This is a genomic window from Candidatus Methylomirabilota bacterium (assembly GCA_036005065.1).
Taxonomy (GTDB): domain Bacteria; phylum Methylomirabilota; class Methylomirabilia; order Rokubacteriales; family DASRDR01; genus DASYQW01.
On record DASYQW010000092.1, the window covers coordinates 1 to 11497 of the forward strand.

Consider the following 11497-nt stretch of genomic DNA (forward strand, 5'->3'; position numbering starts at 1 on the left):
GAGCGCTCCCCAGCGGTTCGCCCCTTGCGTGGCGGCGATTCCTCGCCGCCCGACCATTCGGAGTGGGCTCATTCGCGCTCTACAAGGCCGTGACGGGCGTGGACGCCAGGCAAAACGCCGGTTCACGCATAATACGGGCTAGGGGCTGTTGGACGGATGGGAAGCATGGGCCCGAGAATGATTGGCTGCGGACAGCTTCCGAGCGGCGGCTTCGCCGCCGCAACGGACGGGGGGGCATCGGGGGGGTCTTCCGAGACCCCCCCGAGGATCTAGCCATGGCCGAGCTTCTCACCGTCGATCGCGCCACCAAGACCTTCGGGGGGCTCCACGCGCTCTCGCAGCTGTCGTTCGCGATCCGGGAGGGGGAGATCCTGGGCCTCATCGGCCCCAACGGCTCCGGCAAGACGACCCTGTTCAACTGCATGACCGGGCTCTATCCACTCACCAGCGGCCGGATTCTCTTCGGCGCGCCGCCGGTCGATCTCGTCGCGCTGGACCCGCACGAGATCGCCGAGCGCGGTATCTCGCGGACGTTCCAGACGCTGCGGGTCTTCCCGAACCTGACCGTGCTGGAGAACGTGCTGGTGGGCTTGCACTGCCGCCGGCGAGCCGGCGTCCTGGGGGCGATCTTCCGGCCGGCCTGGGTCGTCGCCGAGGAGCGCGAGGCGACGGGCCGAGCCGAGGAGCTGCTGGGGCTGTTCGGCGAGCGCCTGCTGCCGCGCCGCGCTTGGCCGGCCCGGAGCCTCTCCTACGCGAACCGGCGGCGCCTCGAGATCTCGCGGGCCCTGGCCACCCGCCCGCGCCTCCTCCTGCTCGACGAGCCGACGGCCGGCATGAACCCGAGCGAGAAGGCGGAGATGACGGGCGTCATCCGCGCGATCCGCGAGCGCGGGGTGACCGTGCTCCTGATCGAGCACGACATGCGGGTCGTCATGCAGGCGGCCGATCGGGTCATCGCGCTCAACTACGGCGAACGGATCGCGGAAGGCCGCCCGGAGGCGGTGGCGCGCGACCCCGCGGTCGTCGAGGCCTACCTCGGGAAGGTGGCCGGCCGTGCTTAGCCTCCGGGACGTCGACACCTATTACGGCCGCATCCAGGTCCTGCGGGGGGTGAGCCTCCGGGTGGATCACGGCGAGATCGTCTGTCTCCTCGGCGGGAACGCCTCGGGGAAGTCCACCACGATGAAGACGATCCTCGGCGCGGTCCGGCCCGCCGCCGGCACCGTCGAGTTCGAGGGGCGCGTCATCAACGCGGCCCGGACGGCGGAGCGGATCGCCATGGGACTGGCCATCGTCCCCGAGAACCGGCGTGTCTTTCCCCGCATGACGATCCTGGAGAACCTGGAGATGGGCGCGTTCGTCCGAGCCGATCGGGGGGCAGTGCAGGCCGACCTCGAGCGCGTCCTCGCGCTGTTCCCTCGGCTGCGCGAGCGCCTCGGCCAGCGAGCCGGCACGCTCTCCGGCGGCGAGCAGCAGATGCTGGCCATGGGCCGGGCCCTGATGGCGCGCCCCCGGCTCATCCTGATGGACGAGCCGTCCATGGGACTCTCCCCCCAGCTCGTCGAGCGGAACTTCGAGCTGATCCAGGAGATCAACCGGAGCGGCGTCACCGTCTTCATGGTCGAGCAGAACGCCGCCATGGCGCTCTCCATCGCCCACCGCGGCTACGTCCTGCGCACGGGCGAGATCGTGATGGCCGGCCCGGCCGCCGAGCTCCTGCGGAGCGAAGGCATCCGGCGCGCCTACCTCGGCGAGATGTAGACGGGCCCTTGCCGTCATCGCAGCGACGAATTATCCTAGCGCGGCATCCGGTTTCACGGAAAAGGAGCATTCCATGTGTGGCATCGTCGGCTTCTTCGACAAGGCCGGGAGGCCGGGGCGGCCCCTGGGGGCGACCCTGCTCGGCATGCTGGACGCGCTGGCCTGCCGGGGGCCGGACTCCTCGGGGATCGCCCTGTGGGGCGAGCCGGCCGACGGGCTCGTAGTGCGCGTGAAGATGGGTGAGGGCGAGGACGCGCTCGCGCGCCGGCCCGCGATCCTCCGGGAGGCCGCCCGGCAGGGGCGGGTCGGGGCCACGGAGACGCAGGGCGCGCTCCTCCGGCTCGTCGTCGCCAAGGCGGAGCCGGTGGAGCTGGGCGCGGCCATCGAGGCGATCGCCCCCGACGTCGAGGTGGTCTCGATCGGCCGGCGGCTCGAGATCGTCAAGCAGGTGGGGGCGCCGGCCAACCTGGAGGTGGAGTTCGGCATCTCCCGGCGAAGGGGAACCCACGGGCTCGGCCATACTCGCCTCTCTACCGAGAGCCGGGTGGACCTCTCCCACTCCCAGCCGTTCTGGGCGCACGGGACCGCCGACCTCGCGATCGTCCACAACGGGCACATCACCAACTACCATCGGCTGCGCCGGGTCTACGAGCAGGAAGGCGTCCGCTTCTACACGGAGAACGACTCCGAGATCATCGGGATCTATCTGGCGCGCAAGCTCGGCGAAGGGCTCTCCCTGCGGGAGGCCCTCGAAGCGTCGCTCCGCGACCTCGACGGCAGCTTCAGCTACCTGGCCGCCACCGCCGACGCCTTCGGCTTCGCCAAGGACCCCTTCTGCCTGAAGCCGCTGATCGTGAGCGAGAGCGAGCGCGCGGTGGCCGTCGCCAACGAGGAGATCGCGCTGCAGGCGGCGCTCCCCGAGGGCTACCAGGCTCGGGAGGCTGGCGGCCGGGCCGTCGCGGTGTGGGAGGTCCCGGATCCGGCCTCACGCCTGGGCGCGCGCCCCCGCCGGGCGCGAAGCCGGAGGCGGGCGGCGTGAAGACCGTCGAGTGCCAGGGGAGGACGGTCCGGCAGATCAACGAGGCGATCCGGCGCCTGGTGGAGGACGGCGAGCCCGAGATCCTCGTGCGGCATCCCGGCGCGCGGCACAACCTCGCGGTGGCGGTCGTCCGGGACGTGGCCATCACCATCGACGGCCCGGCCGGCTACTACGCCGGCGGGATGAGCGACGGCATCCGGCTCAGGGTCCGGGGCTCGGCGGGCTGGGGCGTCGCCGAGTGCCTCATGTCGGGTGAGGTCGTCGTCGAGGGGAACGCCGGCAACGGCGCGGCGGCCTCCATCCGGGGCGGGACCGTCGTGATCCGCGGAGACGCGGCGGCCCGGGCCGGGATCGCGATGAAGGGCGGGCTCCTGGTGATCGGCGGCCGCGCCGGCTACATGACGGGCTTCATGATGCAGCGGGGCACCATCATCATCTGCGGGGACGCCGGGGAGGCGCTGGCCGACTCCATGTACGAAGGCGTCGTCTTCGTCGGCGGCCGGATCGCCGAGCTCGGGAACGACGCCGTCGTCTCCGACGCGAGCCCCGGCGAGCTGCGGGAGATCCAGGCGACGCTCGCCCGGTACGGGCTTCCGGGTCCCAAGGCCTTCCGCAAGGTGGTCTCGGGCCGAAAGCTCTGGAACTACGACAAGAAGGAGCTGGACGTATGGAAGGCGGCGTTCTGAAACCCCTCCGGACGAGCCAGGTCTTCCCGCCGGAGGTGATGGAGGACATCCAGGTCAAGGCGGAGCTCGGCCGCTACCGGTTTCGCGGCTTCGGGACGATCCGGCCGCGGCCGCTCCCGTCGTTCGACGACCTCACCTTCCTCACGTGCTCGCTGACCCGGATCCCGCTCGAAGGCTACCGCGAGCGCTGCAGCACCCGCACGGTCCTCGGCTCGCGACACGCCAAGCGGCCCATCGAGCTGGAGATCCCCATCATGATCACGGGGATGAGCTGGGGGGCGCTCTCCTACAACGCCAAGGTCGCCCTGGCCCGGGGCGCCCGGCGCGTCGGGAGCTCCACCACCACCGGAGACGGGGGGATGCTGCCGGCCGAGCGCGAGCACGCCCGCGTCCTGGTCTACGAGGTGCTGCCGAGCCGGTACGGGATCAACGTCCACCATCTCCGGTCGGCTGACGGCATCGAGCTCACGGTAGGGCAGGGGGCCAAGCCCGGGACGGGCGGCGTCCTCCTCGGCTCGAAGGTCTCGGCCGAGATCGCCGCTGCCCGCGAGCTCCCGGCCGGCGTGGACCAGCGCAGTCCCGCCCGCCATCCCGACTGGCTGGGGCCGGACGACATGATCATCAAGATCGAGGAGCTCCGGGAGGCGACCGACTGGCAGGTGCCGATCTTCGTGAAGCTCGGCGCCACCCGGGTCTACGACGACGTGAAGCTCGCGGCCAAGGCCGGCGCCGACGTGGTCGTGGTCGACGGAATGGAGGGCGGGACGGCGGCCTCGCCCGAGATCCTCCAGGACCACACCGGGATCCCGACCCTGGCCGCCGTCTGCGAGGCGCGCGAGGCCCTCCAGGAGCTCGGCCTCTACGGCCAGGTCCAGCTCATCATCGCGGGCGGGATCAAATCGGGGGCGGACGCCGCCAAGGCGCTCGCGCTGGGCGCCGACGCCGTCTACATCGGGACGGCGGCGCTCATCGCGCTCAACTGTAACCGACCGCTCTACGTCGAGGACTACCACGCGCTCGGCACCGAGCCCTATCACTGTCACCACTGCCACACCGGGCGCTGCCCGGTCGGCGTCACCACCCAGGACCCGGAGCTGATGAAGCGCTTGCCGATCGAAGAGGCGGCCGAGCGCGTCGCCAACCTGCTCCATGCCATGACCCTCGAGATCCAGATGCTGGCCCGGGCCTGTGGCAAGTCCGACATCCACGACCTCGAGCCCGAGGACCTGCGGGCCCTCACGCTGGAAGCCTCCGCGATCACCGGGATCCCGCTGGTCGGCACCCGCTGGGTGCCCGGCCGGGAGCGGACGGAATCCCCTCTGCCCGCCAAGGTCGGGGTGAGGGGCAAGGGGAAGAAGCGCTGATGTCCTTCCTGCTTCCGTGTCCCCTGTGCGGGCCGCGCGACGTCTACGAGTTCCGCTGGGGCGGCGCGCGAACGCGGCGGCCGGGGCCCGACTCGCCGCGAGCCGTCTGGGTGGACTACCTCTACCTGCGCGAGAACCCGGCCGGGCCCATCGAGGAATGGTGGTATCACCGCATGGGATGCGGGCGCTGGTTCCTGGCCCTCCGCGACACGCGCACGAACGAGGTCGCCCGCACCTTCTGGCCGCCGCGCGAGGCCGACTCGGCGGAGGCGGTGGTGCCGCCCCAAGGGGCCGAGCCCTGATGCGGCCCGGGCCTGATCACGCTGCCAGTCCGAAGGAGCCCTGATGACGGAGCGGCTGCCGCCCCATCCGGCCCAGCGCGCCGACCGCGGCCGCCCGGTCACGTTCACCTTCGCCGGCCGCCCGGTGCCGGCCTTCGCCGGCGACACCGTGGGCGCGGCGCTCCACGCGGCGGGCGTCCGGATCCTGAGCCGGAGCTTCAAGTACCATCGCCCGCGCGGGCTCCTCTGCTGCGCCGGGCGGTGTCCGAACTGCCTCGTCAACGTCGATGGCGTCCCGAACGTGCGCGCCTGCACGGAGATCGTCGGCGACGGCATGCGCGTGGCCGCCCAGCACGCCTGGCCCTCGCTCGAGCACGACGTGTTCGCCGTGTTCGACCGGTTCGACCGGCTCCTGCCGGTCGGCTTCTACTACAAGACCTTCATCCACCCGCGCCGGCTGTGGCCGGCGTACGAGTACGTCTTGAAGCACCTCGCCGGCCTGGGCCAGGTGACCTGTCCGGACGAGCCGCCCGGCCACTACGAGCGCGGGCACCTCTTCGCCGACGTCGCGGTGGCGGGCGGCGGGGCGGCGGGGATGGCGGCGGCGCTCGAGGCCGCGCGAGCGGGGGCTCTCGTGGTCCTCGTCGACGCCGAGCCGCGCCTCGGGGGGAGCCTCCTCGTCCGGACCCGGCCGCTCCTCGACGGCGAGTTCCGGGGTCGGCCGGGCTGGGAGGTCGCCGCCGCCCTGGCGGCCGAGGTGGCGGCTGAGTCGCGCATCCGGGTCCTGAACGAGGCGACCGCCTTCGGCCTCTACGAGGGCGGCCTCCTCGGCGTGCTCCAGGGACGGCGCTTCGTGAAGCTGCGAGCGCGCCAGGTCGTCGTCGCCACCGGCGGGTTCGAGCATCCGCTCGTGTTCCAGAACAACGACCTGCCCGGTGTGATGCTCGGCTCGGGCGCCCAGCGCCTGATCGCCCTCTACGGGGTCCAGCCGGGCGCGGCGGCGGTCGTGGCCGCCGCCGACGATCGCGGCCTCGACGTCGCGAGCAGTCTCCTCGAGGCCGGGGTGAGCCTGGCCGCCGTCCTCGACGCGCGTCCGGCGACGCCGGAGTCGGAGACCGCGGCCGCGTTGCGCCAGGCCGGGGTCCGGATCCAGAACGGCCGGACGGTGCTCGAGGCCCGCGGCCGAGGCCGCGTGCGGGCGGCGGTGGTGGGCGGCGCCGCCCGCGACGAAGGAGCGCGCGAGGTCGCCTGCGACCTCGTGTGCGTGGCGACCGGCTTCGAGCCGGCGGCGGGACTGCTCGGCCAGGCCGGCGGGCGACTGACCCACGATACCGCGCGCGGGCGGCTCGTCCCCGCGGCACTGCCGGCGGGAGTCCTGGCGGCCGGCGAGGTGACCGGGGTGGAGGGACTCGCCGCGGTGCTCGCGTCGGGACGGCTGGCGGGAGCGCAGGCCGCGCGCGCGCTCGACGGCGCCGGCGGTGGCGGGACCGCGCGGGTGGCCGAGCTCGCCGAGGCGCTGGCGGCGGCGACCCGGCGCCCCGTGAGTCGCGGCTACCTGGCCAGTGCGCCGCGGGCGGGGGCCAAGAAGTTCGTCTGCCTCTGCGAGGACGTGACCGAGAAGGATCTTCGGCAGGCGGTCGCCGAGGGCTTCGATCACATCGAGACACTCAAGCGCTACACCACCGTCACGATGGGGCCCTGCCAGGGCAAGATGTGCCACCGGCCCTCCATCGACCTCTGCGCGGCGCTGACCGGCCGGACGGTCGAGGCGACCGGCACCACCACCGCGCGGCCGCCGTCCGTCCCGGTGCCGCTCGGGGCGCTGGCCGCCCGCCTCCACGAGCCGGTGAAGCTCACCCCCATGCACGACCGCCACCAGGCGCTGGGCGCCAGCCCCATGGACATGGGCGCCTGGAAGCGACCCTTCGTCTACTCGACGGTGGAGGAGGAGTGCCGGGCCGTCCACGAGGCCGTCGCGCTGATCGACGTGAGCACGCTCGGCAAGCTCGAGGTGCGCGGGGCCGACGCCGCGGCCTTCCTCGACTGGCTCCACCCGGGTCGGTTCTCCGACCTCAAGACGGGCCGCATCCGCTACCGGATCCTGTGCGACGATGCCGGCATCATCCTCGACGACGGCACGGTGGCCCGGCTCGGCGACGACCACTTCCTGGTCACCACGACGACCGGCGGCGTGGAGGCCATCGAGCAGTGGTTCACCTGGTGGCTGGCGGGCAGCGGGAAGTGTGCGCACGTCGTGAACCTCACCGGTGCGCTCGGCGCCATCAACGTCGCCGGGCCGCGCGCCCGCGAGCTGCTGGCGCCCCTGGCCGATCTCGACGTGTCGGCGGCCGGGTTTCCCTATCTGGGCGCGAAGCAGGGGCTCGTGGCGGGCGTGCCGAGCCTGCTGCTCCGGATCGGCTTCGTCGGTGAGCTCGGCTACGAGGTGCACTTCCCGTCGGACTACGGGGCGTACCTGTGGGACACGCTGATGGAGGCCGGAGCACCCCTCGGCGTCCGCCCGTTCGGCGTCGAGGCCCAGCGGGTCCTGCGGCTCGAGAAGCAGCACGTGATCGTCACCCAGGACACCGACGCGCTCACCAATCCGCTCGAAGCCGACATGGCCTGGACGGTGAAGCTCGACAAGCCGGACTTCGTCGGCCGCGACGCGCTCTTGGAAGCCCGCGGGCGGGCGTTCCGGCAACGGCTGGTGGGTTTCACCCTGGCCGGGGACGGCCTGCTGCCCGGAGAAGGCGCGGCGGTGGTGGCCGATGGCCGGCCCATCGGCCGGGTGACCAGCTCGAAATGGAGCCCGCACCTGGGCCGCGGGATCGGGATGGCCTGGCTGCCGCCGGAGCTCGCGCGCGACGGGGGCACGTTCGAGGTGCGGGTCGACGGCAGCACGCGAACGGCCACGGTCGTGGCCAAGGCCTTCTACGACCCGGATGGCGCCCGCCTCCGGATGTGAGCCGTCCATGAGCCCCGCGACCTTCAGGCCCATCCGGATCAGCGCGATGTACGGGGCGCACGTGGCCCTCGGCGCCCGCTTCAAGGATGACGGCGACTGGCGCGTCCCCGACGCCTACACCTCGGCCCGCCAGGAAGCGGCGGAGGCTCTGGCCGCGGTCGGGCTGGCGGACACGAGTGCGTGCGGCAAGCTCACGGTGCGGGGGGAGGCGCTCGGGCCGGTACTGGCCAAGGCGGCCGGCGTCGACCGGCTGGCCGTCGGGACGGCCACGCGCGTCCGCATCAACGGCGCGGGCGTTCTGGTCGGCCGGCTGGCGGACGACGAGCTGCTGGTGCTCACGCCGCTGGCCGACGCGGCGGCGGTGGGGGAAGTGCTCGCCAAGAGTGCCGGCGCCGGCTGCGCGCACGTCACCGATCTCACGTCGGGGCTGGCCGTCATGGACCTGATCGGCCCGCGGGTCGGCGGGCTCCTGGCCAAGGTCGCCCCGGTCGACCTGTCGGAGGGCGCCGTCCCGGCGCTGGCGGTCGTTCAGGGGGAGCTGGCCCGGGTTCCCGCGATCCTGATCCGGCTCGATCGGACACCGGCCCTGGCGTTCCGCGCGCTCGTCGCCCGCGAATGTGGCGCGTTCGTCTGGGAGGCGCTCGTCGACGCCGGCCGCGACCTCGGCCTCACGCCGATCGGGGCCGCCGCCTGCGCCCTCCTGAACGGCTCCGAGTGAGGAGGACGGCTGGGTTGTCCAGCGCATGCTCCGAGCACCTCTCCCTCGGAGGGGGCCGTCGAGGCCCCCTCCGATGATGTTGCAGCTCTTCCGGACCTCGCGGATGTGGACGGCGCGCCCGCTGCGCGACCGGTACGACATCGTCATCATCGGCGGGGGCGTGCACGGGCTGGCCACCGCCTACTACCTCGGCCAGCGCGGGATACGCGACGTCGCGGTGCTCGAGAAGTCGTACATCGGCGCCGGCGCCAGCGGGCGGAACACGGCGATCATCCGCTCGAACTACCGGACGCCGGACGGGGTCGCCTTCTACGACGAGTCCGTGAAGCTCTACGAGGAGCTGTCGGCCCGGCTCGGTTACAATGTCCTGTTTTCCCAGCAGGGCCACCTCACCCTGGCCCACACCGACAGCGCGATCGTGGGCCTGCGCGTCCGCGCCGATGTGAACCAGCTCTGCGGCGTGCGGAGCCGGCTCATCTGGCGCGAGGAGATCCAGAAGCTGGTGCCGGCCCTGGACGTTTCCGACCGCCCGCGGTATCCGGTCCTGGCCGCCCTCTACCACCCGCCCGGCGGGATCATCCGTCACGACGCCGTCGTGTGGGGGTACGCCCGGGGCGCCGACCGGTTCGGCGTCCACATCCATCCGTTCACGGAGGTGACCGGGATCGACGTCGCCAACGGCCAGGTGACCGGCGTGCGCACCACCGGCGGCGACATCAAGACCGGCCGCGTCCTCAACGCCACCGCCGGGTTCTGCTCGACCATCGCCCGGATGGTCGGGCTCCGGCTGCCGATCACCACCCACCCGCTCCAGGCGTTCGTGACCGAGCCGCTCAAGGCGTTCCTCGACAAGGTCATCGTCTCCTCCAACCTTCACGTCTACGTGAGCCAGACCGACCGGGGCGAGTGTGTCGTCGGCTCCGAGATCGACCCCTACACCTCCTACAGCCACCGGTCGACGCTCCCCTTCCTGGAGATGACGGCCCACCACGCGCTCGAGCTGCTGCCCTGCCTCAAGGACGTGCGTGTCTTGCGCCAGTGGGCCGGGATCTGCGACATGACGCCCGACTACTCGCCGATCATGGGCGAGGTGCCGGGCGTCAAGGGCTTCTACCTCGACGTGGGCTGGGGGACCTACGGCTTCAAGGCCGGGCCGGTCTCCGGGATCCGCATGGCCGAGCTGATGGCCACCGGGCGGACCCCCGACCTCCTCCAGCCGTTTTCGATCACTCGCTTCTGGGAGGACCGTCTCGTCGGCGAGAAGGCGGCGGCGGCGGTCTCCCACTGATCAGTGCACGAGCGGCGACCCACTGTGAAACCTGAAGGAGAGAGTCCAATGACGGCGGACGAGATCCGATCGCGCGTCAAGAAAGACAAGGTCGACTACCTCCTGGCCCAGTACGTCGACATCCACGGGACGCCCCGCTGCAAGGGCGTGCCGGCCCGGGCGCTCGAGCTGTTCCTGGAGGGGTCGGCCGGCTTCGCGGGGGCGGCCGTGTCGGGGATGGGGCAGGGCCCGCACGATCATGACATGATCGCGGTCCCGGACCTCGCCTCCTACACCCCGGTGCCCTGGGAGACCGGGGTGGCGCGCCTGGCCTGCGACATCACCGTGGACGGGAAGCCCTGGGCCTACTGCCCTCGCACGGTGCTCCGCCGGGCGACCGAGGAGCTGCGGCGCGACGGATACGTCATGATGGTGGGAGCCGAGGCGGAGCACTTCCTGGTCCGGCGCCGGGAGGACGGCACCATCGTCCCGTTCGACCCCGACGGCGTCGATACCCTGGACAAGCCCTGCTACGACTTCAAGAGCCTGGCCGGCTCGATGGGCTACCTCCGGACGCTCGTCGGCTACCTGGACGAGCTGGGGTGGGAGCCGTACGCCTCGGACCACGAGGACGGGACGGCCCAGTACGAAATCAACTGGAAGTACACCGACGCCCTCACGACGGCCGACCGGGTCACCTTCTACAAGATGATGACGAGCCAGGTCGCCAAGCGCTTCGGCGCCATCGCCACTCACATGCCGAAGCCGTTCCCGCACCTGACCGGCTCCGGTACCCACTTTCACATCTCGCTCTGGGACACGGCGAGGCGGAAGAACCTCTTCCTCGATCCCAAGGACCCCCGCGGCCTCGGCCTGTCCAAGCTGGCCTACCAGTTCCTGGGCGGCGCCATCCATCATGCCCGAGCCCTGACCGCCGTGGTGGCCCCTACCGTGAACGACTACAAGCGGCTGTCGGTCGGCGAGTTCCTGACCGGCGTCACCTCGGGCTTCACCTGGACGCCGGCCTTCATCAGCTACGGCGACAACAACCGGACGCAGATGTTCCGGATTCCCGAGCCCGGCCGGTTCGAGTGCCGGCTGGTGTCGGGGTCGGTGAACCCCTATCTCGGCATGGCGGCCTTCATCGCGGCCGGCCTCGACGGCATCCGGCGGAAGCTCGACCCCGGCGAGCCCAATATCGGGAAGAACATGTACACGCTGACGCCCGACGAGGTGAAGCGCGGCAAGATCGGTCTCATCCCCCAGAGCCTGGCCGAGGCGATCGCCGCCTTCGAGGAGGATCCGGTGATTCAGGGCGGGCTCGGCCCCGAGCTGGCCGAGGAGTTCCTCAAGGTCAAGCGCCAGGAGTGGGTCCGTTACCACAACACGGTCTCGCGCTGGGAGCTCGACCGCTAC

10 protein-coding genes are annotated in these 11497 nt (G+C 71.9%); all 10 read left to right on the forward strand.

Annotated features, from left to right (window positions below; genetic code table 11):
• The first annotated feature begins 275 nt into the window (after positions 1 to 275).
• Complete coding sequence (locus VGW35_06910; GenBank protein HEV8307383.1) at positions 276 to 1061, forward strand: ABC transporter ATP-binding protein; 786 nt, start codon at positions 276 to 278, stop codon at positions 1059 to 1061.
• Positions 1054 to 1761, forward strand: coding sequence for an ABC transporter ATP-binding protein (locus VGW35_06915; GenBank protein HEV8307384.1), 708 nt, complete (start codon positions 1054 to 1056; stop codon positions 1759 to 1761). The genes VGW35_06910 and VGW35_06915 overlap by 8 nt, the downstream gene beginning before the upstream one ends.
• 73 nt (positions 1762 to 1834) lie before the next feature.
• Positions 1835 to 2800 (forward strand): glutamine phosphoribosylpyrophosphate amidotransferase, encoded by a 966-nt coding sequence (locus VGW35_06920; GenBank protein ID HEV8307385.1) that lies wholly within the window; start codon positions 1835 to 1837, stop codon positions 2798 to 2800.
• Positions 2797 to 3486, forward strand: coding sequence for a glutamate synthase (locus tag VGW35_06925; GenBank protein ID HEV8307386.1), 690 nt, complete (start codon positions 2797 to 2799; stop codon positions 3484 to 3486). Before VGW35_06920 ends, VGW35_06925 begins: the two co-directional genes overlap by 4 nt.
• Positions 3468 to 4850, forward strand: a complete 1383-nt coding sequence (locus VGW35_06930) for an FMN-binding glutamate synthase family protein (protein HEV8307387.1) — start codon at positions 3468 to 3470, stop codon at positions 4848 to 4850. The genes VGW35_06925 and VGW35_06930 overlap by 19 nt, the downstream gene beginning before the upstream one ends.
• The gene (locus VGW35_06935; protein ID HEV8307388.1) at positions 4850 to 5152 is read left to right on the forward strand and encodes a sarcosine oxidase subunit delta; all 303 of its coding nucleotides are present in this window, start codon (positions 4850 to 4852) and stop codon (positions 5150 to 5152) included. The genes VGW35_06930 and VGW35_06935 overlap by 1 nt, the downstream gene beginning before the upstream one ends.
• A gap of 43 nt (positions 5153 to 5195) precedes the next feature.
• Positions 5196 to 8096 carry a 2Fe-2S iron-sulfur cluster-binding protein gene (locus VGW35_06940; GenBank protein HEV8307389.1) on the forward strand — a complete coding sequence of 967 codons (2901 nt, stop codon included), beginning with the start codon at positions 5196 to 5198 and terminating at the stop codon, positions 8094 to 8096.
• A gap of 7 nt (positions 8097 to 8103) precedes the next feature.
• Positions 8104 to 8814 carry a hypothetical protein gene (locus VGW35_06945; GenBank protein ID HEV8307390.1) on the forward strand — a complete coding sequence of 237 codons (711 nt, stop codon included), beginning with the start codon at positions 8104 to 8106 and terminating at the stop codon, positions 8812 to 8814.
• A gap of 73 nt (positions 8815 to 8887) precedes the next feature.
• Positions 8888 to 10102 (forward strand): FAD-dependent oxidoreductase, encoded by a 1215-nt coding sequence (locus VGW35_06950; protein HEV8307391.1) that lies wholly within the window; start codon positions 8888 to 8890, stop codon positions 10100 to 10102.
• A gap of 48 nt (positions 10103 to 10150) precedes the next feature.
• Positions 10151 to 11497, forward strand: a 1347-nt coding sequence (glnT, locus tag VGW35_06955; GenBank protein HEV8307392.1) for a type III glutamate--ammonia ligase, incomplete at its 3' end; no start/stop codon positions are given.

Bases quoted from the DNA above. Each gene is read 5' to 3' on its own strand.
- VGW35_06930 (HEV8307387.1), top strand. From the start codon at position 3,468: ATGGAAGGCGGCGTTCTGAAACCCCTCCGGACGAGCCAGGTCTTCCCG.
- VGW35_06935 (HEV8307388.1), top strand. From the start codon at position 4,850: ATGTCCTTCCTGCTTCCGTGTCCCCTGTGCGGGCCGCGCGACGTCTAC.
- VGW35_06920 (HEV8307385.1), top strand. From the start codon at position 1,835: ATGTGTGGCATCGTCGGCTTCTTCGACAAGGCCGGGAGGCCGGGGCGG.
- VGW35_06945 (HEV8307390.1), top strand. From the start codon at position 8,104: ATGAGCCCCGCGACCTTCAGGCCCATCCGGATCAGCGCGATGTACGGG.
- VGW35_06950 (HEV8307391.1), top strand. From the start codon at position 8,888: ATGATGTTGCAGCTCTTCCGGACCTCGCGGATGTGGACGGCGCGCCCG.
- VGW35_06940 (HEV8307389.1), top strand. From the start codon at position 5,196: ATGACGGAGCGGCTGCCGCCCCATCCGGCCCAGCGCGCCGACCGCGGC.
- VGW35_06910 (HEV8307383.1), top strand. From the start codon at position 276: ATGGCCGAGCTTCTCACCGTCGATCGCGCCACCAAGACCTTCGGGGGG.